Below are 24,518 nucleotides of genomic sequence, written 5' to 3' on the forward strand. Positions count from 1 at the left end.
CACACTCGAACGGCGAACCGTTGCGCTCCCCCCACGGCTGAACCTTGTCTCAACCAGCCAGGACCGAAGGGGAAGCACATGCGCCGCAACGGGATCACCGCTCTCATCGCCACCGTCGTCGCCGCCAGCGCGGTCGTCGTGGCGGAGCTGCCGGTCTCGGTCACGGCCACCCCCGCCGAGCAGCTGTACGTGGTCGCCGAGGCGTTCACCTTCGACGAGCCCGCCGGTGACGCGAACACCTCGGCCGCGACCGCCGCCGCGGCCGACACCTCCTGCTCCGACGGCACCTACGCGCTGAAGTCCTGGAAGGTCGGCACGCTGACCTGGCTCTACAACGGCGCGGGCGTCCCGGCCACCATCGCCTCCACCGCCCTGGGCGCCATCACCACCTCGACCAACACCGTCGCCAAGGGCACCAACCGCTGCGGCCAGGCGAACCTGACCACCTCGACCTACACCTACGGCGGCACCACCACCGTCAAGCCGCAGGTCAGCTCGACCGGCACCTGCACGGGCAACGACGGCAAGTCGGTCACCGGCTGGGGCGCCCTTCCGACCAAGGTCCTGGCCTACACCTGCACCTTCTACAACGCCCGCGGCGTGGTCGTGGCCTCCGACACCCTGATCGACAACGTCGCGTACACCTGGTTCACCACCAAGCCCGCCAACTGCTCCGGCCAGTACGACCTGGAGACCACCCTGACCCACGAGCGCCTGCACACCGCGGGCCTGGGCCACGTCGACCAGGCGAAGAACGCCGCGCAGACCATGACCCCGGCCAGCTCCCCCTGCGACACCTCCCGCCGCCTGCTCGGCGCCGGTGACTACGCGGGCCTCAAGGCGCTGGCCACCAAGTAAGCCCTCCCTCCCCCGGCCGACGGCCCCCGTGTCCTGGACACGGGGGCCTGACGCGTAACACATCAGTTACACTTCCAGCCGTGGACGAGGTGGCGGCCGCGATCGCGGACCCGGTGCGGCGGGAAATCCTGCTGCTCCTGCGCGACGGCAGGCTGCCAGCGGGCGCGATCGCCGGGCGGTTCGAGATCAGCCGACCGGCGGTGAGCAGGCACCTGCGGGTGCTGCGGACCGCGGGCCTCGTGCACGACGAGGTGGTGGGCAGGCAGCGGCTGTACGAGCTGCGGACCGCCCCGTTGGACGAGTTGACCCGCTGGTTGCGCGGGTTCGACCAGGACTCGGGCTGGGCGGCGCGGATGGCGGCGCTGGACACCGAGGTGCGCAGGGCCAGGCGGGACCGCCAGGCCAGGAGGACGGAGGACACGGCGTGAGTGGTCAGTTGTTCCGGACCGCGGCGGGCACCGACCTGGTGCTCGGGCGGACCTTCCGGGGTACCCCGGAGGACGTGTGGGCCAGCGTGACGGAGCCGGAGCGCACCGCCAGGTGGTTCGGCCGCTGGGAGGGCACAGGTGCCCCCGGGGAGACGATCCGCGTGCAGATGGCGTTCGAGGAAGGCGCCCCCTGGTTCGACGCCAGGATCGAGGTCTGCGAGCCCCACCGCCGCCTGGGCCTGACCACCTCGGACGAGGCCGGGAAGTGGCACCTGGAACTCCTGCTGTCCGAGGTCGCCGACGGCACCCTGCTCCGCCTGGTGCACCACCTCACGACAACCCTCGGCGTCGGCGACGTCGGCCCGGGCTGGGAGTACTACCTGGACCTCCTGGTAGCCGCCCGCGCCGACCAGCCCCCGGTGGCGTGGGACGACTACATCCCCCGCTTCAAGGCCTACTACGAAGGCCTCATCCCCATCGACTGAACCAGGGAGCCCGCAGCCTCCGCCGCCAAGGTCGGGTGGCGAAGTGAGCACCGCCAGTGGGCGCAGGCCGCCTCCCCGCTCTGGGTCTTGTCGCCATCGGCAGCAAGCCCCCCCAGCCCACCTGGAAACCAACCCACCGAGCCAGCCCACCCAAAGCAACCACTGGACACTCGGAAGCCGCCCACCCAACTGCTCGATGGGGCGGACTTGTTTTGCGTGGGGTGGCGGCAGTCGTAGCGTTCTGCGCGGACAGGGCCATGCTTTTCGGCCCCAGCTTTGCGGTCCTGCCACGACTGGCGCAGGGGCCCCGCGCAAAACAAGTTCGCCCCATCGAGCACACCCACACCCCACGGACCGGGTCGAAATGCCGAAGGCGAGCCGACCCCGAAGCCGCAGGTGCTACCTCAGCCCACCGAGCCAGCCCCGCCAGCCCAACCACCGCTCCCAGAAGTCGCTGGTGCCAACTGCTCGATGGGGTGGACCTGTTTTGTGTGGGGGACGGCAGTCGTAGCCTTGCCTCGCTGCAGGGCCACGCTCTTCGGCCCCGGCTTTTGCGGTCCTGCCACGACTGGCGCAGGGGCCCCGCGCAAAACAAGTTCGCCCCATCGAGCACTCCCAGCCACCACGGACCGGGTCGCGATGCCGCAGGCGAGCCGACCCAGAAGCCGCTGGTGCCACCCCAGCCCCCGAGCCAGCCCCGCCAGCCCGACCACTGGACACTCGGAAGCCGCCCACCCAACTGCTCGATGGGGCGGACTTGTTTTGCGTGGGGTGGCGGCAGTCGTAGCGTTCTGCGCGGACAGGGCCATGCTTTTCGGCCCCAGCTTTGCGGTCCTGCCACGACTGGCGCAGGGGCCCCGCGCAAAACAAGTTCGCCCCATCGAGCACACCCAACCCACCACGGACCGGGCTTCGCCGCTGCCGGGCCACCCGCGTCCCAGACACTCACGACCGTGCCCCGGGCGCGCGGCGGCCAGCTACCCGCCCTGCCAATCGTCGCGAATCCGCAGCTCATCTGCGCCATCGATGCTGCTGCGCCGACCGCGCCCCAGGCGCGTAGGCCCCCTGTGCCCTGCGTCGCGGCCTACGAGGGCAACGCCTCGAGCGACTGGGCCAGGGAGTCCAGCAACCAGGTGTGCGACTCCCCCAGTGACACCGGCTCGGCGGTCACGACGCGCACGCCCGACCAGTAGCGCCGCATCCGGGGGTCGCGGTCCACGGCCACGTCCGCGAGCAGTTCCCGGCGGAACTCGGGCGTGTCGAGTCGGTGGCGGACGGCGGCGTGGGTGGCGATGAACAGGTCGAGTTCGGGGCTGGAACCGGGGGGCTGACCGGCGGCCACCCGGGCTCGGGCGGCGGCGCACGCGGCACCCACGCCTTCCTGCAGGGCGGCTTCGTCGGTGATGACGCGGCGGTTGGTGTGGGCGCTGGCGACCAGGGCCGCGGCGAGGTGGGGGTCGCTGACCAGGGCGACCAGCTCGGCGTAGGCGACGACCTGGTCGGGGCTCGGGTCGGGGGGCGGTGGGGGTGCGCTGGCTTCGAGGAACATGTCCAGCGTGTCGGCGGGCACGGGGGCGGGGAACCGGGCCCGCCAGAACGCGGTGAGCACGCCGTGCGCGGCGCGGCCGTCGTGCGCGGCGGCCAGCAGGTCCAGGCGGGCGGCCCTGTCGGCCGGGGTCGCGTGCTCCACCGCCCGCAGGGCCGCCCGGCGCCAGGCCAGCGCGGACAGTTCGACGTCGAGGGCCGCTCGTTCGGCGGCGACGGCCTCGCCGACCGAGCGGTCGCCGGTCAGCACGGAGGTGATGGCGGAGAGCCCGAGGCCGAGGGCGCGCAGCCTGCGGACCAGGTCGAGCCGGTCGGTGGCGGAGGGGTCGAAGCGGCGGTGGCCGCCCGCGCTGCGCAGCGGGGTGAGCAGGCCCTCGTCGCAGTAGAACCGGATGGTGCGCACGGGCACCCCGGTCCGCCGCGCGAGGTCGCCGATGCCGAGCGTGTCGCCGGTCACAGTCCGTGGAACCTCCAGCCGGGTGGAGTTCCTACGGTACGGGGGTGACCCCGCACAGGAGCGCCCTGCACATCGACGAGCTCGCCGCCGCACTGCGCGAGCAGACCGCCGCCTTCGCCGCCGCGGCCGGAGCCGACCCCGAGACCCCGGTGCCGACCTGCCCGCAGTGGGTGCTGCGGACCCTGGTCGGGCACATCGGCCAAGCCCACCGCTGGTCCGCGGCGATAGCCCGGTCCGGCCAGCCCAGCCCCGTGCCCGACCCGCTCACCGCCGACCCGGGCTCCCCCGACGCGTGGCCGGGGTGGTTGCGCGAAGGCGCGGAGGACCTGATCGACGCGGTCGGCGACGGAACCCGACCCGTCTGGACGTTCTTCGGCGAGAGCCCCGCGCGCTTCTGGCTGCGCCGGATGCTCGCCGACACCACCATCCACCGCGCCGACGCCGCCATCACCACCGGCCGCCCACACGACATCCCCGCGGACCTGGCCGCGGAGATCATCACCGAGGGCCTGGAACTGCTCACCTCACCCGCGGCCCCCCAGGTCCGGGAGTCCTTGGCCGCCCTGCGCGGCACCGGCGAGACAATCCTGCTGCGCGCCACCGACGGCCCCAGCTGGTTGATCACCCGAGCCCCCACCGGCCCCACGTTCACCAGCGAAGACACCACAGCGACGGTCACCGCGACCGCCACCACCCAGGACCTGCTGTGGCTGTTCACCCGCAGACTGGACCTCTCGGACCCCCGCATCACCACCACCGGCGATGTCACTCCGCTCGACGACTGGCTGGCCCGCACAGCGCTGTGACCAGGAGCGGTGATCGGGCACGCGGTCGGCGAGGCGGCGGGCGGGCCGTCCGAGCCCGGCGGTGCCCGGCTGGTGCCGCCTGCCGGGCGCCACTGCGCCGGGTCGCGGGCAAGGTCGTCATGGTGACGGTCGACCGCCCGTTCGACGCAGCGCCGCACCCGGAGCCGCAACGCTGCTCAGGCCCCGGGCACTCCGTCGGCGAGACCGCCCTGCGGCGAGAGCAGGGGTGGCGCCGGAGTCCGACGGTGTCGATGCGCCGCAGCCGCTGCCGCGTCGCGTCGCGCGGAGGACGCCCGGTCGTTGAGGCGCCGCACCTGAGCCGAGGTGCGGCTGATGTCCCGGGCAGGCGCTGCTACACCGCATTGCGCGAAAGGAGCCCGGTTGACGCGGCTCCGCACCGGGAGTTGAGGCTGGGCTCGTGCCCCGGGCGCGGAGTCCCCGGGGCACGAGCCGATCGGTCAGGCGACCCGGCGTCCTGAGCGGAAACCGTGCGCCTTCGCCGACCACACGACCGCCAGGGCGGCTACCGCGAGGACCAGTTGCGACCACGGGAACGAGTCCGGGCCGAACCACTCCAGGAGGACGCCGCCGATCGCGCCGCCGCCTGCGACCGCCAGGTTGAACACCGTCACCAGCATCGACTGGGCCACGTCGGCCGAGTCTCCCGCGGAGTCGGCGATGGCGGTTTGCAGCAGGGTCGGGGCGCCGCCGAAGGTGAGGCCCCACAGGAGGACGCCCGCGTAGATCAGGGGGGTCGCCTGGGTGCCGACCGCCAGGGCCGCCGCGGCTACGGCGAAGCCCAGCAGCGACAGCAGCGTCACCTGCCGCAGGTGCCCGTCGACGAGGGCACCGGCGAACCAGATGCCGACGACCGCGGCCGCGCCGAACAGCAGCAGCATCAGCGGCACCTGGTCGCCGAGGCCGTGCTCGGCGACGAACGGCGCGATGTAGGTGTAGAGGATGTTGTGGGCGAGGATCCACAGCAGGATGACCCACAGGATCGACCGGATGCCGGGCGTGCGCAGGACCGCGCCGATCGGCATCCGCTCGCTCTTGCCCTGGCCGGGGAAGTCCGGCACCGCGGCCACGATCCACAGCAGCAGCACCAGGGCGATCGCCGACATGATCCAGAACACCCCGCGCCACTCGGCGAGGGTGCCCAGCCACGCGCCGAGCGGGACCCCGAGCGAGAGCGCGATGGGCTGGCCGACGCCCACGATGGCCACCGCCTTGCCCTGCACCTCGGGTGCCACCATCCGGCGCGCGTACCCCGCGAGCAGGCCCCACACCACACCGGCGGCCATGCCCGCGACGAACCGCGCGGCCAGGGTCACCACGTAGTCACCCGAGAGCGCGGTGATCGCGTTGAACACCAGCAGCGCGGCGATCGCCAGCAGCAGCAGCGGCCGCCGGTTCCAGCCCCTGGTCGCGGCGATGACCGGGACGGCGGCCACGACCGACCCGATCGCGTACAGGGTGAGCAGCTGGCCCGCCAGCCCCTCCGAGACACCGAGTCCGGCGCTGATCTGCGGCAGCAGCCCGGCCGGGATCGTCTCGGTCATGATCGCGATGAACCCGGACAGCGTGAACGCGAGCAGACCGAACACGGGCAGGCTCACCCGCACCCGTCCCCGCTGCTCCTCGGCCGTGTCGACCATCGGTATTCCTCCACTCTCTCCTCAGGACCGCTCGGCCGGGTGTCGGCCGACGCGTCGTGGTCAGTAGTTGGGCGTTTTCGCCAGCAGGTGCCCGCGCCGCTCGATCTCGGGCTCGTACACCGAGGCGTGCCAGTCCTGCGGCGTGATCGGCTCCAGCGCGATGGACACCGCGTCGTCGCTGACGCCCATCGCCTCGGTGATCGCCTTGCTGATCGCGGTGACCAGCTCGCCCTGTTGCCGGGTGCTCAGCTGGACCGGGAAGTGCTTGATGTTGACGTGCGGCATGTGGACCAGGCCTCCTCGGCCTCGCTGGACGGTGTCGCGGATGGTGGCGGCCAGCCGGGTGACGTCCGGGGCGCGCAGCACGCTGTAGTGGTCGACGTCGAGGTCGAGCACCGCCGGTGGGCGCACCAGCGCGCCGACCGCCTCCTCGACGAAGGAGTAGTCGTCGCCGCGCACCTTGAGGATGGTGATCGGGGCGGTGACCCGGCGGTGCAGCATCTCCTCGAAGGTGTAGCGGAAGCTGTAGGAGGCGCGGACGATCGCGACCACCCGGCGGATGGTCGCCACGTCCAGCCTCGGCTGGCGGGCGGCGACGAACGCGACGAAGCTCGCCTCGTCGGTGGTCGCCGCGACGCACTCGTCGACGTCCGGACCGGTGATCCGGCCCGCGAACACCGAGTACAGCAGTGTCACGAACGCGGGGTCCCCGTAGAGCCCACCGGCACCCGGGTCGACCGCGGCCCGGCGGATCGGCGATCCCGGCGCGATCAGCACCAGCTGGTCGACGACCTCGCCCGCCTGCTCCAGCTGGTGCGCCGCCTCGAACGCGACGCGGGCACCGAAGGAGTAGCCCCACAGCGTGTACGGGCCGCGCGGCTGGACCTGGCGGATCAGGTCCACGTCGTGGCGGGCCATCTCGGCGACGGTCTGGTGCGGGGTCTCGCCGTCGTTGATGCCCGCGGCCTGCACGCCGAGGAACGGCCGGTCCTGCCCCATGGCCAGAGCGAGCGGCTTGAGGTTCATCGGGTAGCCGCCCAGGCCGGGCCAGCAGACAACGGGCCTGCCGGATCCCTTGGGCTGCAGGGTGATCAGCCGCGAGACGGCCTCGTGCGTCCGCTCGTCCACCCGCCTGGCCAGGCCCTCGACCGTGGGCTCGTCGAAGATCAGCTGCACCGGCAGGGTCGTGTTGACCGCCCGGTTGACCTCCTGGATGAGCAGCACGGCCAGCAGCGAGTTCCCGCCCACCACGAAGAAGTCGTCGCGCACCGAGATGTCGTCGGTCTTCATGACCTTCGCCCACGCAGCCGCGATCTTGCGCTCGGTCCCAGTGCGCGGTGCGATGACCTCACGGGTCCGCTCGGCCGCCGCCAACGCCTCGGAGTGCTCCAGCGCGCGGACGTCGACCTTGCCGTTGGCGGTGTAGGGCATCTCGTCGACGATCACGACCCGCGCCGGGATCATGTACTGGGGCAGGAATCCCGCGATGTCCTTCTTGATCATCTCGGCGGGCCCCTGGGTGTGGACGGCGTCCTCCTTCATGCCCTCGCCCGCGATCTGCTCGGCGCTGACCCGGCCGCCGAGCGCGAAGTAGGACGGTCCACCCGGGAACCCGGCCTCGCGCAGGATCGAACCCATCCTGCGGGCCGAGGGCAGGTCGTTGCCGGTCTCGGAGCTGTACCCCGAGGACATGAACCCGATGCCGAAGGGGTTCATCTGCAGCACCTGCAGCCGTCTACCGAGGTCGACGTACCCGGCGTCGCGGTCAGCGGAGCGGCTGATCAGCGAGACGCCGAGGTCGGCGCGCTCGTAGACCCCCTGGTTGATGGCGATCACGTGCTTGCGCAGCACCAGCGTGTCGGAGATCCGCCGCAGTTCGCCGTCGGCGTAGCGGTACTGACCCGCGTCGATGTCCGCCACCCGGCCCGGGTGGACCTGCACGTAGGTGTCGACCGGTCCACTCGGGACACGCCGCGCCGACGGAACGATGTCGTACCCGCCCAGGTACACGTGGTCGTCGTCGGCACCGAGGACCTCGGCCGCCGCCGGGTCGAGCGATCCGGCACCGACGCCGAGGCCGTACTCGGGCAGCACCTCGTCGAACAGGCCCAGCATGTGACCGGCCTCGAACCGCAGGACCTCGAGGACGTTGTTGCGGTACACCGACTCGATGGCCGACTTGCGGCCCAACAGGTGGATCCGCAACCCAGCCGTGCCGCTGGCCGCACCGACGCGGACGAGCTCGTGGTTGATCGGGTGGTAGTAGTACCACCCGTCCGGCGCCGCCGGGAGGCCAACGATCTCCAGGTGCAACTGGGTCGCGTAGAGCGCGCCCGGTGAGGCGTAGGCGTACTTGGGCAGGATCCGGTCCTGGCTGTGGAACTGGCCGAAGTTGCGCAGCAGGGAACCGAGGCTGGCCAGGTCGAACTGCTCCAGGGGTACCGACTCGGCGTCGGCGGCCCCGTCGTGGCCCAGCAGTAGCAAGATGTCCGCAATGGACAGTCCAGTCCCCTCGAAGAACCGGTAGGTCTTGCGCGCGAACGCCCGCTGCCGCTGCCGAGCGGTCTCGGCCTTTCCGGGCAGCGCCAGCGAAGGACCGCCGTCGGAGCGCACACCCAGGTTGCCCAGCTGGGCGCGGACCTGCACCCTGCCCTGCTTGGACTGGTGGTGCGAACCGTGGTTGCCCTGGTCCATCAGCGCCGCCTCGCGCGGGTTCAGCTCGACGCAGGCCACCAGGTTCCTGGCCCCGGTGCGCTCGTCGTCGCGGACCAGCACGGCGGCGTTGCGCACCCAGTCGTGGTTCTCGATGGCGACCCGGACCTCGTCGAGCTCGATCCGGTGCCCGCGCAGCTTGACCTGGTTGTCCACCCGGCCGACGAAGTGGTACCCGCCGTCGGAGTCGCGACTGACCAGGTCACCGGTGCGGTAGAGCCGCGTGGGGATCCCGTTCGGCCCGACCGGGACGGTGACGAACCGGCGAGCCGTCTCCTCGTCGCGGTTGAGGTAGCCCCTCGCGAGCTGCGCGCCGCCGATGTAGAGCTCACCGGGCTCGCCCACCTCGACCGCGACCCCGCGCTCGTCGAGCACGTGGAAGTCGGTGGCGCGAACAGGTTCGCCGATGGACACGGTGTTCTCCGCACCCGCGGACCCACCCGCGGGGATGATGTGCGCGGAGGCGTTGATGGTGGTCTCGGTGGGCCCGTAGAGGTTCACCAGGTCGCTGTCGGGCAGGACCTCGGCGAACCGCGTCGCCAACCTGCGCGACAAGGCCTCGCCGCCGCTGAACACGGCTGTCAGGGTGGTGCAGCGGGCGAACAGGTCGTCGTCGACGAGCGCCTGCAGCAGAGTGGGAACGCACTGCAGCAACGTCACGTCGTTGGCGATGATCGTCTCGATGAGTCCGGACGGGTCGCGGTGCGCCCCGGGCGGGGCCACCACAACCCTGGTCCCCACCGCGAGGGCGAGGACCTCCCACTGCGCGGCGTCGAAGCTGATCGGCGTCTTGCGCACGATCGACTGGGTCTCGTCCAAGCCGACCGCGTCGCGCAGCCACGCCATTTGGTTGGCGATCGCGCCGTGCTCGACGACCACGCCCTTCGGCCGTCCGGTGGTGCCGGACGTGTAGATCACGTATGCCGCGTCGCGCGAGCGGGTCACGTTGCCGTACCCGAACCCTTGTCCCAGTGGGCTCCCACCAATGGAGTCCACTGTGATCACAGGCAGGTCGGCGCGCAGCAACTCGGTGAGGTCGGCGCGCGGCGCGGTCGCGGTGACGACCATGGCGAGCCCGGAGTCCTCGATCATGTACGAGACGCGGTCCTGCGGGTAGTCGGTGGCCAGCGGCAGGTACGCCGCCCCGGCCAGCAGAACACCCCAGGTGGCTACGACGAGTTCGGCGGACGGCTCCAGGTAGAGGCCGACGATGGTGTCCGGCCCGGCACCCTCGGCGCGCAGCCGAGCGGCGACCGCGCCCGCCCGGTCGACCAGGTCCGCGAAGGTCAGGCTGCGGTCGCCGTCCACCACGGCGATCGCGTGGGGTCGTGCGGCGGCCTGGCCCAGCAGGAGCTCCGGGAGCAGCGGTGCGGCGGGTAACTGTTGAGCTCGGCTGTTCATCGACGCGGATGAGGTGGCTATCCCTTTGGTACTCATGGTTCTCTTCCCCCCGTTTGTGTCAGAGCGCGTTCAGCGCTGGAACCCTGCTGCTGGGCAGGGTCAGGTGGTTGGCGAGCAGCTCGCCGTGGCCGTGCACCGCGTCCTGGATCCCCCCGGAGCGCAGCGCGTGCCAGTACAGGACGACGTTGTTGGAGATGACCGGCTTGCCGAGCCACGCCTCGGCTTGCGCGGCCACCCGCGCCATCGCCACGTTCGTGCCGACCTGGACGATCGCCTGCACGTCCGGCCCGTCGACCTCGCGGACCGCGGCGCGCAGCCGGTCCTCGGACACGTGCGCGATCTTCGCCGGGCTCGCGCAGCCCAACCCCAGCACCCGCACCAGGTCGTACCCGGCGTCGGTGAAGAACCGCGACACGGAGTCGTCGCCGACGGGCAGGTACGGCGTGATCACCGCGACCCTGGTGAGGTCGCCGTGGCTGGCCAGGGCGGCGCGGATGGCGTCCGGGCTCGTGGTGACCGGGCGCCCGCCGCTGATCTCGCGCATCGACGCCAGCACGCGGCCGTGGTGCACGGCGCCCTCCCAGTAGCTCTCCGGGGACACGGCCACCACGACGTGGTCGGGGTCGCAGGTCAGCACGCCGCGGATGGCCGGTTCCGTCGACGAGCGGATGCTGTGCATGACGTGGTCGAAGCCCGGTCGCTCCACCATGGAGTCGTCGTTGATGACCATGCGGGCGATGTGGTTGGTGACACCGGGCGGCCGGAGCCGGTCCACCTCGGGCTGGGCCGAGGTGTTGGTGGACGGCACGACCACCGCGATCTTGTAGCGGTATCCCAGGGAGTCGGGCACGGCTGTCTCCTCGTTCTCACTCGGGTCGGTCCTACGACGGGCGAGCCACAGTCCGAAGTGGAATTCGTGAGCGCTCTCCCCCAACGCGGACAACAGTCGCGCATTCGCCGGGGGGTGGACAAGCGGATTCCGCGAGAAATGTTCACCGGCACGGGTGGTATCCAGCGGCCGATCAGCGCCACTGGCGAGATCATCGAAGTGGTCACCGGGAGAAAAGGGCGAGCGGTATCGCCACGCATTCCGCTTCGCGCGGGCGTGGTCCATTCCGAACAGCCGTGGGAGCGCCGCGCCCCCGGTCATCGCCCCCTATTCGAAGCTGGCGAAATAGGTGGCGGCCATGTCCTGACCGCCGTGCCCGAGCGCGGACGCCCGCGCGAACCGGTCCGCGCCCGCGCGCACCGCGTCCAGCCGGACCCCGGCCCGCTCGGCCGCGGCGAGCACCAGCCTGGCGTCCTTCTCCGCGTTGTCCACGGTGAACGCCGGGGTGAAGTCGCCGGACCGGATGGCGGCGGACTTGCCCTGGAAGTAGCCGTTGTCCATCGGGCCACCGCTGACCACGTCGACGAAGTGCGCCGGGTCGACCCCGATGCCCTCAGCCAGCGCCATCGCCTCGGCGACGCCGCTGGTCAGCGCGATCACCCAGGTGTTGAGCACCAACTTGAGCCTGCTGGCCGCCCCGGCCTCCGCGGCGACCCACACGGTCTTGCGGCCGATGGTGTCGAACACCGGGGCCAGCGCCGCGCGCGCCGGTTCCGGCCCCGCGGCCAAGACCACCAACTGGCCCTGCTCGGCCGGTTGGCGGGTGCCTTGCACCGGCGCGTCGACGAAGGAGATCCCGCGCTCGGCCGCCCAGGCCGCCAGGTCGTCGATGTCCTCCCCGACGGTCGACAACTGCGCCCACACCGCGTCGGCACCCAATTCCGGCGCCGCCACGGCCATGGTTTCCCGCACCGCCTGCCCGTCTTTGAGAACGGTCAGCACAATGTCGGCACCTTTAACGGCGGCATTGGGACTCGCGGCCACGACGACGCCGTCAGGCACCAACTCGTCGGCTTTTTCCCGGGTGCGGTTCCACACCCGGACCTCGAATCCCGTCTTGGCCAGGTTCCGCGCCACCGGCGCACCGATGGTTCCCGTCCCGAGCACCGCGACGGTCGGCCGAGTCGAACTCATGGTGAATCACTCCCCGATTGGTCGCCGACTACAGCGCGCGCAGGGTCATCTCGACCACGCCGACCAGAGACTCCCTGGGCATCGTCTTGCCCAGGACCCGCAGGCCGTACATCGAGTTGAGCACGTACAGCGCCACCGCTTCCGGCTCGTCGTCCCCGGCCAGTTCCCCGCTCGCCCTGCCTTCGCGCACGGCGTTGGTCAGCGCCGCGGCCATCCGGTCGAACACGGCGGCGACCAGCGCGCGGACCTCCGGGTCCTGGTCGGCCAACTCCAGTGCGGTGTTCACCGCGAAGCAACCGCGCGGACCGTCCTCGGCGCACTCCTCGTCGACCACGGTCATCAACAGACCGCGGATCCGGTCGCGCACCGCCGCACCGCCCGCCAGGAACTCCTCCTGCCGGGCCGCCCACACGTCGTTGTAGCAGCGGAGGGTGTGGTGGAACAGGTCCTTCTTGCCCGTGTACGCGTTGTACAGGCTGCCGCGCCCCAGACCGGTGGAGTCCACCAGGTCCGAGGCCGAGGTCGCGAGGTACCCCTTGGACCAGAACGCCTGCATGGCGCTCTCGAGCACCCGCTCCGGGTCGTACGCCTTGGGTCGTGCCATGACGGGGACACTAGCAGTTGTGTAACATCCGTTCAAGTATTCGGTCCGGTGCGCTCGGTGAGCGCGGGCGACGGGGGTCCAGGTGCGCGGTGTGGTTGTCGTCGGCGGTGGTCCTGTGGGCATGCTGATGGCCGCTGAGCTGGCGATCCGCGGTGTGGCGACGACCGTCGTGGAGTCGCGGTCGGCCACGCACGACGAGCCGCGCGCGGGCACGCTGCACGCGCGCACGGTGCAGTCCTTGACCAGGCGTGGCTACCTGAGCGCGCCGGACGCGGCAACGGCACGGTCCCGGCGCACCGTCACCGTGCCGTTCCACTTCGCCGGCCGGCCGATCCTCACGTTGGAGTCGCCCGCCGCGGAGGGGCCGCCGATGGTCGGGCGGTCGCAAGCGGACTTGGAGCGGTTCTTCGAGGCACGGGCGCGGGCAGCGGGCGCTGTTGTCCGACGCGGGGAGACCGTGGTGGACGTGCGCTCCGGTCCTGACCGGGTCGAGGTGGAACTCGACGGCGGCGAGGTGCTCGTCGGCGCCTATGCCGTGGGGTGCGACGGGGCGCGCAGCACGGTTCGTGAGCGGCTCGGGTTCACCTCGACCACCACCCCGCCCACGTTCGCCGGGATCCTCGGTCTGGTCCGCCTGGACAACCCCGCGGTCGTGCCGAGTGGGTGGGCACACGGCCCTGTGGGGTCGACGCTGGCCAACGTGAGCCCACTGGGGTTGAGCCGGATCGTCGCGCACGAGTTCGGCGACCTGCCGGATCGCGGCAGCCCGGTCACGCTGGACGAGCTGCGGGGCGTCACGTCCCGCGTCCTGCAACGGGACGTACGGATGTCGCGACCCGCGTACCTCGGCCGGTTCAGCGACTTCACCCGGCTCGCCGACACCTATCGCATCGGCCGGGTGCTGCTGGCCGGTGACGCGGCCCACGTGCACGCGCCGCTGGGCGGCCAGGGGCTCAACACGGGCCTGCAGGACGCGATCAACCTGGGGTGGAAGCTGGCAATGGTGGTCGCGGGACGCGCCCCGGAGCGGCTGCTCGACACCTACGACAGCGAGCGGCGGCCGGTCGCGGCGGCGGTGATCGCCAACACCCGGGTGCAGGGGGCACTGATGCGGCCGGACGCGGAGCCGGTGCGTGGGTTCGTCGCCGGGCTGATGTCGTTGCCGGACAACAACTCCGGGATCAGTGACTTGATCAGCGGCCAGGGCGTGCGCTACACCGACGGGCCGGGGCTGACCGGGGCGTTCCTGCCCAACGCGCCGATCGGCGAGTCCTCGGTGGTCGAACTGCTCGTGCCGGGTGAGCCGGTGCTCCTGCTCTCCGGCGACGTCCTGGAGGCGGCGCCGTGGGCGGACCGGGTGCGGATGGTCACAGTGGACGGTTCCCCGTTCGCCGACCCGGCGATCCTGCTGCGGCCGGACGGGTACGTCGCCTGGTCAGGGGCCACGGGGGTCTCGGCCGCGTTGACCTCGTGGTTCGGCGAGCCCGGCGCGGCGTTGGGGCATACTGGCCGCACTGGTCGGGCGGAACTCTGTGGGGGTCGGGCGTGCGGGTCGTGATCGCCGAGGACGACGCGCTGCTGCGCGAGGGCCTGGTCCTGCTGCTGAGCACGGCCGGTGTCGACGTGCGGGCGGCCGTGGACAACGCGACCGACTTCCTCGCCGCGGTCACCGCCGACCGGCCCGACGCGGTCGTCGTGGACGTGCGGTTGCCGCCGACGTTCACCGACGACGGCCTGCGCGCCGCGGTCGAGGCCCGCCGGGTGCACCCCGGCCTGCCGGTGCTGGTCCTGTCGGCGTTCGTGGAGAACAGCTACGCGGCCGAACTGCTCGCCGACGGCGGTGGCGGGGTGGGGTACCTGCTCAAGGAGCGCGTCGGCCGGGTCGAGCAGTTCCTCGACGCACTGCACCGGGTCGCGGGCGGCGGCACGGCGATGGACCCCGAGGTGATCGCGCAGTTGCTGGTCCGGCACCGGGCCGACGACCCGCTGGAGACCCTGACCGGCCGCGAGCGCGAGGTGCTCGCGCTGATGGCGGAGGGGCACAACAACTCCACGATCGCCTCGATGCTGGTCATCAGCGACGGCGCGGTGCACAAGCACATCCGCAACATCTTCAGCAAGCTCAACCTGCCCAGCGACGAGGCGGGCCACCGCCGCGTCCTGGCCGTCCTGGCGTACCTCAACGCCTCGTGACTGGGCCGTTCGCGCGATCGCGGTAGCCCTGGCACCACCCCCTCCCGTACCGGCAGCGGGATCCGCAAGACGGGTGCTCGCGCCATCGGAACGCGGCCCTGCGGCTTGTAGCTTGGGATTCACCGGACGATCCGGTTCCAATGAGGGGAATCCCAGTGCTGGCAAGGAAAGTGAAGCGATTCGGCGCGCTCGTGGCGGCCGCGACCATGGGAGTCGGCGTGCTGGCCGGTTCCGCGGCCGCGACATCCACAGAGTCCACTGCGGACACACTCGCGCTCTACCACAAGCAGAGGCTGACCTGGAAGCCTTGTGACCACGAGGTTCTGGACAAGGCGGGCGCCCAGTGCGCGGACGTCACGGTGCCGATGGACTACTCGCGGCCCCGCGGCCGGACCATCACCGTGGCGATCTCGCGGCTGAAGGCGACCGACGCCAAGCAGCGGCGCGGCGTCATGCTGTCCAACCCGGGCGGGCCGGGCGGTCAGGGGCTGGACATGATGGTGGGGGTCCGCGAGCGGATGTCGGCCGACGTGCGGGCCAGGTACGACCTGATCGGCATGGACCCGCGCGGGATCGGCCGCTCCACCCCGGTGGACTGCGGCTGGCCGATCGGCAACATGCTGCGGTCGGGCGGGGAGAACTGGGCCGCGTTCGAGGCGAACACGGCGCTGCTCGCCGATCTCGCCCGCCGCCGCTGCTCGGCAACCGAGGGTGAATACCTGCGGCACACCACAACCCGCAACACCGCGCGGGACATGGACGTGGTCCGCGGTGCGCTCGGCGAGCCGCGGATCAGCTACTTCGGCTGGTCGTACGGCACCTACCTCGGCGCGGTGTACACCCAGATGTTCCCGGGGCGCAGCGACCGGTTCGTCCTCGACAGCGCGATCAACCCCCGCGACTACGGCCTGCCGATGATGCAGGCGATGGGCGAGGTCAACGAAGCCGCTCTCGACGACTGGGCGCGGTGGACCGCGGCCCGCGACGCCCAGTACCACCTGGGGACCACACCGCGGCAGGTGCGTGCGGCAGTCGAGGACCTGCTACGACGAGCAGCGCACAAACCGATCCCGCTGGGCACGACCACGATCAACCAGCACGAACTCCCGGTGGTCCTGTTCGTGCACCTGGCCGACGTCCGCAGCAACCCCACCCTCGCCGCCGACGTCCGCCTCCTGGTCGACGCCGCAGCAGGCAAGCCCGTCACCCCGAGCCCGGAGCTGCTCACCATCCTGCGCCTGTTCCAGAACCCGACCCTGCAGACCCAGGGCTCAGGCCAAGCCGCCGTCCTGTGCGGTGACGCCCCCATGCCCCGGGACCCCCGCACCTATTGGCGAACGATCCAGCGCATCCGCCCCACCCAACCGGTCTTCGGCGCTCTGACCCACAACATCAGCGCCTGCGCCTTCTGGCGCGCACCCGCCGAACCCCTCACCACGATCCACAACTCCACCCCCGCCCTCATCGTCCAGGCCACCGCCGACACCCGCACCCCCTACACCAGCGGCGTCGGCCTACACCGAGCACTCCCCGCCTCCCGGCTCGTCACTCTCCAGGACGTGCGCATCCACGCCATCTTCGGCCACTACCCCAACACCTGCGTGGAAACCACCATCAACACCTACCTCCGCGACGGCACCCTCCCCCGCACCAACCCCACCTGCCACAACGACTAGCGCCCCGGGGGCGGGCCGCCTCCGGCCCGCCCCTTTGTCCCATCTGCTCTACATTGAGCCGGTGTCTGCTCTGTTGCTGGTCACCGACCTGACCTACCCCGCTCGTGGTCGTCGCTACGGCGATGAGGACGCGTACCTGTCGGCTCGGTTGCGGGAGTCGTTCGAGGTGGGGTTGTGCCACCCGTTGGACGCGGCCGCGTTGATGGATCGGTTTGATGTGGTGATGGTGCGCAACAGCGGGCCGGTGATGAACTACCCGGCCGAGTACGCGGCGTTCCGGGCGCGGGCGTTGGAGCGCGGGACTGTCGTCTACAACCCGTTGGGCGGGCGGGGAGACATGGCGGGCAAGCAGTACCTTGTGGACTTGACGACGGCTGGATTCCCCGTGATTCCCACCGTGGACAAGGCCGACGATGTCGACCGGCTGCCTGAAGTCGAGACCTATGTGGTCAAGCCAAAGGCGGGTGCCGATTCGGCAGGGCTCGTCTTCACCACGCGCGACGGGATCGACGCTGGCGGTGATGTGCTGGTCCAGCCGCGGGTCGACTTCCAGTACGAGGTGTCGTTCTACTTCGTCGACCACCGGTTCCACTACGCCCTCTACGCGCCCGACCCCGAGCGGCGCTGGGAGCTGACCGAGTACCGGCCGACCGGCGAGGACCTGGCCTTCGCCCAGCGGTTCATCGAGTGGAACACCCTCACGCACGGCATCCAGCGGGTCGACGCCTGCCGGACCGCCGACGGGTTGTTCCTGGTCGAACTGGAGGACCTCAACCCGTACCTGTCGCTCGACCTCGTGCCCGAGTCCACCCGCGACACCTTCGTCGACGCCGTCGCGGCGTCTGTGCGGTCACTGCTCGGCTAAGACAAGAGGCGCGATCCCGGCCCTGGATACACCGGTCCCCCGCCGGGACCCGATACGCGACTTCGGGGTGGTCCTCGGTCGCGCTGGCGAAGTGTCCCGCCGAGCCGGTTCACCCCGCCAGGGACTGGGAAACCGGTCGCCGATGTCCTTACGATTACCCGTGTTCGAAGCCGACGCGACTGTCCTCACCGGAGGGTCGACCGTCACCACGAGCGCGGGTCTCCTCATCGGACGCCAGGTCCGGTGAGGGGGCCCGCACCACTTCTCAGGACCGGGGCCGCGCCGACTTGAGCCGCTCGGACTCCTTGCGGAACTCCGCCTGGGTCTCCCGCTCGCGGCGCAGCCAGTCCGGGTCCTCCGCCTTGATCGCCTCGATCTCCGCCGTGGTCAGCGCCCCGGTCACCCCGGCCCGGGCGAGCCCGCCGATGGACACCTTCAGCTTGGCCGCCACCACCTGCCGCGGGTGCGGACCGTCGCGGCGCAGGTCCCGCAGCCAGGTGGGCGGGTCGGCCTGCAGGGCGTTGAGCTCGTCGCGGGTGACGGTGCCCTCTTGGAACTCGGCGGGCGTGGCCTCCAGGTAAACGCCCAGTTTCTTCGCCGCGGTGGCGGGCTTCATCGTTTGGGGGGTCTTGCTCGCCGAGGTCATGGGGGCAAGCGTAGCGGGGGCGTTCACGGGCGGTAGTCTGACCTGGTGACAGGGTCGGCCGTGGGTACACCGTTCCGGCTCGCGTACGTGCCGGGGGTGACGCCCGCCAAGTGGGTCCGGATCTGGACCGAGCGCCTCCCCGAGTCCCCCCTGGACCTGTCCCACCTGACCTCCGCCGACGCCGCCACCGCCGTCCGCGACCGCCAGGTCGACGCCGCCCTGCTCCGCATGCCCGCCGACCGCACCGGCCTGCACGCGATCCCCCTGTACACCGAAACCACGGTGGTGGTCATCCCCAAAGACCACCTCCTCACCGCGGCCGACACCCTCACCCCCGCGGACCTGGCGGACGAACTCCTCCTCCACCCCCTCGACGACACCCTACCCTGGCCCCACCCCCCCGGCCGCCCGGCCAAAGACCGCCCCACCACCACCCCCGACGCGGTTGAGTTGGTCGCCGCAGGCATCGGCCTCCTCGTCGTCCCCCAGTCCCTGGCCCGCCTCCACCACCGCCGGGACCTGACCTACCGCCCCCTCGAGGACGCCCCCCAGTCCCAGGTGGCACTGGCCTGGCTGGAGAACGAGACCACCGACCCCATCGACACCTTCATCGGCATCATCCGCGGCCGAACCCCCAACAGCACCCGAGGCCGCGCCCCCGCCGCGACACCCCCCAAGCCCCGCGCCAAACCCACCCCCACTCCCCCACGCCGAAAGCAACGCCGCCGCTAACCCTCCACAGAGGACACCCTCGCGCCCACCGCTGGCGGCTGCCCTCAGTCATGGCAGGGGAAATCTGGGACATCGTTTCAGGGTGAGGTGCGCCAGAAGCCCCCCGCCAGCCACCGCTCCCGGATGCTGCTGGGGCCAACTCAGCCGCTGGACACCCAGAAGCCACTGGTGCCAGCCCACCGAGCCACCCGCGCAAACCAAGTCCGCCCCATCGAGCCGCCACGCCCAGCCCCCGAGCTGGCCCACCTATCCCAGCCTCCGAGCTAGCCCCGCGAGCCTCGCCGCTGCTCCTGGAAGCCGCTGCCCCTAACTGCTCGATGGGGCGAACTTGTTTTGCGCGGGGCCCCTGCGCCAGTCGTGGCAGGACCGCAAAGCTGGGGCCGAAGAGCATGGCCCTGTCCGCGCAGAACGCTACGACTGCCGCCACCCCACGCAAAACAAGTCCGCCCCATCGAGCCGCCGCACCCGCCCCCCCGAGCCAGCCCACCCAACCCAACCACCCGAGCCCACCCCGCCAGCCCGGCCACCGCTCCTCGGAGGCCGCCCGCATGCTCTGCTCGATGGGGTGGACCTGTTTTGTGTGGGGGTGCGGCACCCGTAGCCTGACCGGCGGCTGGCTGGGCCGTCCCTTTGGCCCCCAGCTTTTCAGGCCCAGCACGGGTGTCGCAGGGGCCCCGCACAAAACAGGTCCACCCCATCGAGCCCACCCAACCCAGCCCGCCGAGTCAGCCCCGCCAGCCCAACCCACCGGGTCAGCCCACCGAACCCGACCACCGCTCCGAGGAGTCGCTGGTGCCAACTGCTCGATGGGGTGGACCTGTTTTGTGTGGGGGGACGGCAGCCGTAGCGTCGCCTCGCTGCAGGGCCATGCTTTTCGGCCCCTGCTTTGCGGTCCTGCCACGGCTGTCGTAGGGGCCCCGCACAAAACAGGTCCACCACATCGAGCCCTTCACCAAAATCGCGGATCCAGCCGATGGCGCAGCCGAGGCGATCAATCCACCCCCCGCCCCACCACTCCCCATGCCATAGTGGCCTTCCACCCCGAGGAGTGCGCACATGGCAGAAAACCAGGGGAACGTGCTCCCCGTCTACGTAGTAGCCGACGAGTCCGCCTCCATGGCCCCCGTAGTCGGCGAACTCAACGCAGGCCTCTCCGAGCTCCACCGCGCCCTCCTGCGCGAACCCATGGCAGCCGCGAAAGTCCGGTTCACCATCCTGGGCTTCTCCGACGACGTCCAGACCCGGCTCTCCCTGGCCGACCTGCGCACCGAGGCGGCCTTGCCCGTCCTCACCACCAGGTCCTCCACCAGCTACGGCGTCGCGTTCGACGCCCTCGCCGCGCGGATCCCGGCGGATGTCAACACCTTGAAGGGTTCGGGTTTTGCGGTGTACCGGCCCGCCGTCTTCTTCCTCACTGACGGGCAGCCGACCGATGAGCCCACTTGGCGGGAGTCGTACCGCCGTTTGGTGGACAAGGAGACCACGGCCGCCGCGCCGAACATCATCGCGTGCGGGATCGGGGAGGCCAGGGCGCGCACGATCCTGGACGTGGCGACGCGGCCGGAGTTCGCGTTCGTGGCGACGCCGGGGGTGGAGTTGGGGTTGGCGATCGCGGAGTTCAGCGTGGCGCTGACCAAGAGCATCGTGGCTTCGGCGCGGGCGGCGGCTGCTGACCGGACCGAGTTGGTGGTCCAGCGGCCGGACAGCTTCGTCATGGCCGTGGACGTCGTCTGAGGTCGGGGGTGGCGGAGTTGAGCGGGCCGTTGGTGATCGGGACGCCCGTGGTGGCGTTCGAGCCGCGGCCGCCGTCGCGGACCGGGTATCGGCCGGACACGGCGGTGGACGGGTGGGCCAGCGCGGGGTTCACCGTGCGCGGCGCTTCGGTGCGCGGTTACCAGCACCGGCACGACGGGACGCCGCGCCAGGACGACTTCGCCGTGGCGTGGCACGAAGGGTCCGGGGCTGTGGTCGCCGCGGTGGCCGACGGGGTGTCGAGTGTGCCGCTGGCGCACCTGGGTGCGACGCTGGCCTGCCGCGCCGCCACGGACCGGCTGTTGCGCCACTTGGACGCCGACGAACGTCCGGATTGGCCGGAGTTGTTCCGGTGCGCCAGTTGGGCGCTGGTCGAGTTCGCTAAGGGCCAGCCGGGCGACGACGACCCGATCGCCCGCGCGGAACGGCTCCTGTCGACAACGCTGCTGGTCGCGCTGGTCGTCCCGCTGCCGGACGGTTCCGCGCGCGCCGAGGTGTGCCGGGTCGGCGACTCGGCCGCCTGGGTGCTCGACGACGCGCGGTGGCTGCACCTGTCCGACAGCACCCCCGATCTGACCGAGGTCGCGACCGTCGCCCTCCCGCACCAGCCCAGCGACCTGAGCGCGGAATCCGTCGACCTGCCCGCCGGGTCGGTGCTGCTGCTGGGCACCGATGGCGTCAGCGCGGCACTGGGCGACGGAGCGGGCCAAGTCGGTGCCGCGTTCGCCGACGCGCTCGGCACCGCTCCCCCGCCACTGGAGTTCGCGCGCCTGCTGGACTTCTCGCGGGAGACCTTCGACGACGACCGGACCCTGCTGGGGGTGTGGCCGGGGAGTGTGCGGTGATCGACATCCCGGAGGCGGACGCCCGCGAGCTCGGCCGGATGCGGCTGCTCGGGTCCGGTGGCCAGGGCAGGGTGCTGCGGCTGGTCGACCACCCCGACGGCCCGGACGCGGTGGTGTACAAGGAGTACAGCCCGCGCGTGGTCGACGAGGTGGACGTCGACGCGTTGCGGAGGTTCGTCGGGTTCGCCGCCGACCTGGACGGCACGACCCGCTCGCGCCTGCTGTCGCGGGCGGCCTGGCCGGAGGTCGTGGTGCGCAAGGACGGCGTGGTCGTCGGGTTCCTGATGCGCAAGGCCCCGGTCGCCTACTCGACGACCATGCGCTTCGGTGAGGAGACGACCACCGAGCTCGCCCTGGTGCAGTACCTGCTCAACCCGCCCGGTTACCTCGCCGACCGCGGTCTGGAGTTGAGTCCGCGGTTCCGCTACGAGTTGCTGCACGACACGGCCGAGGCGTTGGCGCTGATGCACCGGTTGGGGATCAGCGTCGGGGACCTGTCGCCGAACAACCTGCTGTTCAGCCTGACCGCCCGCCCGCGCGGCTTCTTCATCGACTGCGACGCGATGCGGCTCGACGGGCAGAGCGTGTTGCCGCAGGTGGAGACCCCGGACTGGCGGATCAGCGACCTGGGTGCCGAGGAGCAGGCCACCCCGGCCAGCGACAGCTACAAGCTCGGCCTGCTCGCGATCCGGCTCTTCGCCAACGACCAGCAGAGCACCAACCCGAAGCTCGCGCCGGACCGGTTGCGCGGCAAGGTGACCGCGAGCCTCAACGAGAACCCCGCCAAGCGCCCCACGGCCCAGTCGTGGATCGGGCCGCTCGCCGCTGCCGCGAGCGAGGCAGCGGAGGAGTCCGACACTCCCCCGGCGACCCCTCGGCCGCGCACGATCCGGTTGCGTGAGCCGCGTCAGCGCCGTGTCGCCCAGCAGCGCCGATACCCGCTGGGCTGGCGGTGGGCCGCGGTGCCCGCGTTCCTGCTGGCGGTGTTCTACTTCGTCATCCAGGTGGTCCAGGCGGGCGGGCCCAACACCCCGTCCTCGTCGTCCGGCGGGCCGGGGTTGGCCGACCTGACCACCGCCAGACTGCCCAGGTTGCCCGACCTGACCGCCGCCGGACTGCCGACCTTGGACCTCCCAAGACCCACTTTTACGCTCCCCACCGGCGCCGGGAGGCTTGCCCTGCCCACGCAGAGCGAAGCGGACCTCCGCGCGGAACTGCAGTGCAGGCTCTACGACACCGCGGCACCCGATGTACGCGGCGGCGACGGCCTGGTCACGGCGCGGGAAGTGCTCACCCAAGTGTGCGATCTCGGCCGCGAGGACTGGTTCCAGCCCATCGCCAAACCGCTGGTGCCACTGAGCGATCATGCGCCCTTCACCCAAGCCACCATCGTGGGTTACTGGGGTGAGGGCACCGCTTCGCCGCGCGTCACCGCGGACCTGATCAAGACGGCTGGTGGCTGTGTGCGGGCGTCGATCCGGTTCACCGCCGACTACGTGGTGTCCTCGTCCGCTGTCCTGGGCACCTGCTGAGGGATGACGACCGGTCCGGCAATGACCTGGGGTGTGGCGCCCTTGTGCAACTGGTCGTTGATCGCGTCCGCCACACTAGGCGTCAGCGCATGTTCAACCTTGTGCCCCAACGCTTCCGCCAAGCCAAGCACCCCCAGATCCACAGTGGACTCCACCGCGCCGCCGAACACCTCGGCCGCCAACCGTCCGCGGCGCGCGCCCACCACCGCGAGCCCGACGGCGATCACGGCGCTCGGCCACCACGCCCACGCGAGCGCGAGGTAGAGAACTCCCCACCCCACGAGGGTCGCGGCCAGGTCGAGCCGTCCCCGGGCGTGCGCGACCACCGCTCGGGTCTCGGCGTCGAGCCGGTGCCACAACCGGGGCCAGATGAGGGCGAGCACCAGGCCGTACTGGGCGTCCACCCGAGCGTCGACCAGGCGCAACCGGTCGCCGATCCAGGTGGGCAGTGCGGGTAAGTACCGCTCGGGCAACCGGGTTCCAGCCTTGTCCAGCACACGCTTGGCGCGGCGCTTGCGCAGCCGGGTCACAAGCCGGGCGACCCAGGCGAGGGGGCCGCGCCACCGGCCCCACCACAGCGATCGGACCGCACCGCCAAGGCCGCGCGCGATCGTGCTGGCCAGCACCGCGCCGCCCACTGCAAACCCGCCCCAGGCCAGGGCTTCGGTCGGGCGGTCGCGGACCAGGGTGCCGATGGCCTTGGCGGTGTCGGTGACCACCTGCGGGCTGAACGGGTGGGCGTGCCCCTGGCGGACGGCGATGCCGAACACGGTCAGCCACACCAAACCTGGCAGTAGAGTGCCCACCAGCCACCGGTCCGGCAGCCGCTTGGTCACCTCACCGATGAGCGCGGTCACGGGGATCGGCGCTCGAAGCGCATCTGCTCGTCGAACACCGCGCAGCGCGGTGGTCTGGCCTGGTCGTCGCGGTCGGCGCGCCTGGCGCACCGGCGTCCGGGGCAGTGGTAGTCGCCGACCAGGGTGGGCGGCGGCAGCCAGTCCGTGCGGGCGCCAGCGTCGTCCTTGTCCCCGCGCACGGAGTCGCGGGCCCGGTCGATGTCGAGTTCGCGGCAGGCCGACACCGCGGACCCGCCCGCGGCGACCTCGGCCGCGTGCATCTCGAGAGTGTCCTCCCAGAACCCGCGGACCGCCAGCACCCGCAACCGGGGCAGCGCGGCGCAGAACACCGCCAGCGCCGACCGTTCCGCTTCGTCCGCTGCGGGCACGTGCCGCCCCTTCCCGGTCCCGGCCCGCGCGGGCTACCGTGGTGAAGATCGACTCTACCCGAGGGGGTGGCCCGG

At 71.4% G+C, this 24,518-nt stretch carries 21 protein-coding genes; 12 read left to right on the plus strand and 9 right to left on the minus strand.

Going from position 1 to position 24,518, the window contains the following annotated elements; genetic code table 11:
• Positions 1–78 precede the first annotated feature (78 nt).
• The 3 genes from JOD54_RS26105 to JOD54_RS26115 all read left to right on the plus strand — a co-directional run bounded on the left by JOD54_RS26105 (position 79) and on the right by JOD54_RS26115 (position 1,771).
• Entirely contained in the window at positions 79–858 is a 780-nt protein-coding gene (locus tag JOD54_RS26105; RefSeq protein WP_204454161.1) for a peptidase M10A, read from the plus strand.
• A gap of 80 nt (positions 859–938) precedes the next feature.
• On the plus strand, positions 939–1,286 hold the full coding sequence (locus tag JOD54_RS26110) for a metalloregulator ArsR/SmtB family transcription factor (protein ID WP_307860282.1): 348 nt from the start codon (positions 939–941) through the stop codon (positions 1,284–1,286).
• Complete coding sequence (locus JOD54_RS26115) at positions 1,283–1,771, plus strand: SRPBCC family protein (protein ID WP_204454163.1); 489 nt, start codon at positions 1,283–1,285, stop codon at positions 1,769–1,771. Before JOD54_RS26110 ends, JOD54_RS26115 begins: the two co-directional genes overlap by 4 nt.
• 1,084 nt (positions 1,772–2,855) lie before the next feature.
• On the opposite strand, the gene JOD54_RS26120 is transcribed toward JOD54_RS26115, so the two are convergent.
• A complete protein-coding gene (locus JOD54_RS26120) occupies positions 2,856–3,773 on the minus strand; it encodes a helix-turn-helix domain-containing protein (protein WP_204454165.1) in 918 nt (305 codons plus the stop codon).
• Between the two features lie 44 nt (positions 3,774–3,817).
• On the opposite strand from JOD54_RS26120, the gene JOD54_RS26125 reads away from it, so the two are divergent.
• A complete protein-coding gene (locus tag JOD54_RS26125) occupies positions 3,818–4,579 on the plus strand; it encodes a maleylpyruvate isomerase family mycothiol-dependent enzyme (RefSeq protein ID WP_307860283.1) in 762 nt (253 codons plus the stop codon).
• Between the two features lie 458 nt (positions 4,580–5,037).
• On the opposite strand, the gene JOD54_RS26130 is transcribed toward JOD54_RS26125, so the two are convergent.
• From JOD54_RS26130 to JOD54_RS26150, 5 genes are all read right to left on the minus strand, one after another.
• Complete coding sequence (locus tag JOD54_RS26130; protein ID WP_204454167.1) at positions 5,038–6,237, minus strand: MFS transporter; 1,200 nt, start codon at positions 6,235–6,237, stop codon at positions 5,038–5,040.
• Between the two features lie 60 nt (positions 6,238–6,297).
• Complete coding sequence (locus JOD54_RS26135; RefSeq protein WP_204454169.1) at positions 6,298–10,386, minus strand: amino acid adenylation domain-containing protein; 4,089 nt, start codon at positions 10,384–10,386, stop codon at positions 6,298–6,300.
• 22 nt (positions 10,387–10,408) lie between these two features.
• Complete coding sequence (locus JOD54_RS26140) at positions 10,409–11,200, minus strand: maleate cis-trans isomerase family protein (RefSeq protein WP_204454171.1); 792 nt, start codon at positions 11,198–11,200, stop codon at positions 10,409–10,411.
• Between the two features lie 306 nt (positions 11,201–11,506).
• Positions 11,507–12,373 carry an NAD(P)-dependent oxidoreductase gene (locus JOD54_RS26145; protein ID WP_204454173.1) on the minus strand — a complete coding sequence of 289 codons (867 nt, stop codon included), beginning with the start codon at positions 12,371–12,373 and terminating at the stop codon, positions 11,507–11,509.
• Between the two features lie 28 nt (positions 12,374–12,401).
• Positions 12,402–12,977, minus strand: a complete 576-nt coding sequence (locus tag JOD54_RS26150; RefSeq protein WP_204454176.1) for a TetR/AcrR family transcriptional regulator — start codon at positions 12,975–12,977, stop codon at positions 12,402–12,404.
• A gap of 82 nt (positions 12,978–13,059) precedes the next feature.
• Between JOD54_RS26150 and JOD54_RS26155 the strand changes: the two genes are divergently transcribed.
• The 4 genes from JOD54_RS26155 to JOD54_RS26170 all read left to right on the plus strand — a co-directional run bounded on the left by JOD54_RS26155 (position 13,060) and on the right by JOD54_RS26170 (position 17,711).
• Entirely contained in the window at positions 13,060–14,535 is a 1,476-nt protein-coding gene (locus tag JOD54_RS26155) for an FAD-dependent monooxygenase (RefSeq protein WP_204454178.1), read from the plus strand.
• Positions 14,523–15,170 carry a response regulator gene (locus JOD54_RS26160; RefSeq protein WP_204454180.1) on the plus strand — a complete coding sequence of 216 codons (648 nt, stop codon included), beginning with the start codon at positions 14,523–14,525 and terminating at the stop codon, positions 15,168–15,170. Before JOD54_RS26155 ends, JOD54_RS26160 begins: the two co-directional genes overlap by 13 nt.
• A 170-nt stretch (positions 15,171–15,340) precedes the next feature.
• Positions 15,341–16,846, plus strand: a complete 1,506-nt coding sequence (locus JOD54_RS26165; protein ID WP_307860284.1) for an alpha/beta fold hydrolase — start codon at positions 15,341–15,343, stop codon at positions 16,844–16,846.
• A 61-nt stretch (positions 16,847–16,907) separates the two neighbouring features.
• Complete coding sequence (locus JOD54_RS26170) at positions 16,908–17,711, plus strand: hypothetical protein (RefSeq protein WP_204454184.1); 804 nt, start codon at positions 16,908–16,910, stop codon at positions 17,709–17,711.
• Between the two features lie 265 nt (positions 17,712–17,976).
• Here JOD54_RS26170 and JOD54_RS26175 read toward each other — a convergent pair whose 3' ends face one another.
• Positions 17,977–18,327 carry a DUF5997 family protein gene (locus JOD54_RS26175; protein ID WP_204456614.1) on the minus strand — a complete coding sequence of 117 codons (351 nt, stop codon included), beginning with the start codon at positions 18,325–18,327 and terminating at the stop codon, positions 17,977–17,979.
• A 75-nt stretch (positions 18,328–18,402) separates the two neighbouring features.
• Here JOD54_RS26175 and JOD54_RS26180 point away from each other — a divergent pair, with 75 nt between their 5' ends.
• The 4 genes from JOD54_RS26180 (at position 18,403) to JOD54_RS26195 (ending at position 23,218) form a co-directional block, all read left to right on the plus strand.
• Positions 18,403–19,089: a LysR family substrate-binding domain-containing protein gene (locus JOD54_RS26180; RefSeq protein WP_307860285.1), complete on the plus strand. Its 687-nt coding sequence runs from the start codon at positions 18,403–18,405 to the stop codon at positions 19,087–19,089.
• A gap of 1,056 nt (positions 19,090–20,145) precedes the next feature.
• A complete protein-coding gene (locus tag JOD54_RS26185; protein WP_204454186.1) occupies positions 20,146–20,823 on the plus strand; it encodes a vWA domain-containing protein in 678 nt (225 codons plus the stop codon).
• Positions 20,824–20,840: 17 nt separating this feature from the next.
• A complete protein-coding gene (locus JOD54_RS26190; RefSeq protein ID WP_204454189.1) occupies positions 20,841–21,686 on the plus strand; it encodes a protein phosphatase 2C domain-containing protein in 846 nt (281 codons plus the stop codon).
• Positions 21,683–23,218 (plus strand): protein kinase family protein, encoded by a 1,536-nt coding sequence (locus tag JOD54_RS26195; RefSeq protein WP_204454191.1) that lies wholly within the window; start codon positions 21,683–21,685, stop codon positions 23,216–23,218. The genes JOD54_RS26190 and JOD54_RS26195 overlap by 4 nt, the downstream gene beginning before the upstream one ends.
• Here the strand turns inward: JOD54_RS26195 and JOD54_RS26200 are convergent.
• Positions 23,179–24,075 carry a hypothetical protein gene (locus JOD54_RS26200; RefSeq protein ID WP_204454194.1) on the minus strand — a complete coding sequence of 299 codons (897 nt, stop codon included), beginning with the start codon at positions 24,073–24,075 and terminating at the stop codon, positions 23,179–23,181. The genes JOD54_RS26195 and JOD54_RS26200 overlap by 40 nt on opposite strands.
• Positions 24,072–24,443: a hypothetical protein gene (locus JOD54_RS26205; protein WP_204454196.1), complete on the minus strand. Its 372-nt coding sequence runs from the start codon at positions 24,441–24,443 to the stop codon at positions 24,072–24,074. The genes JOD54_RS26200 and JOD54_RS26205 overlap by 4 nt, the downstream gene beginning before the upstream one ends.
• Positions 24,444–24,518: the final 75 nt, after the last annotated feature.

The organism is Actinokineospora baliensis, from assembly GCF_016907695.1.
In the GTDB taxonomy this organism is placed as follows: domain Bacteria; phylum Actinomycetota; class Actinomycetes; order Mycobacteriales; family Pseudonocardiaceae; genus Actinokineospora; species Actinokineospora baliensis.

What these genes read in the sequence shown, in the direction of transcription:
- JOD54_RS26105 (WP_204454161.1), top strand. Translation starts at nt 79, where the DNA reads ATGCGCCGCAACGGGATCACCGCTCTCATCGCCACCGTCGTCGCCGCC.
- JOD54_RS26130 (WP_204454167.1), bottom strand. Translation starts at nt 6,237, where the DNA reads ATGGTCGACACGGCCGAGGAGCAGCGGGGACGGGTGCGGGTGAGCCTG.
- JOD54_RS26135 (WP_204454169.1), bottom strand. Translation starts at nt 10,386, where the DNA reads ATGAGTACCAAAGGGATAGCCACCTCATCCGCGTCGATGAACAGCCGA.
- JOD54_RS26145 (WP_204454173.1), bottom strand. Translation starts at nt 12,373, where the DNA reads ATGAGTTCGACTCGGCCGACCGTCGCGGTGCTCGGGACGGGAACCATC.
- JOD54_RS26150 (WP_204454176.1), bottom strand. Translation starts at nt 12,977, where the DNA reads ATGGCACGACCCAAGGCGTACGACCCGGAGCGGGTGCTCGAGAGCGCC.
- JOD54_RS26175 (WP_204456614.1), bottom strand. Translation starts at nt 18,327, where the DNA reads ATGAAGCCCGCCACCGCGGCGAAGAAACTGGGCGTTTACCTGGAGGCC.
- JOD54_RS26185 (WP_204454186.1), top strand. Translation starts at nt 20,146, where the DNA reads ATGGCAGAAAACCAGGGGAACGTGCTCCCCGTCTACGTAGTAGCCGAC.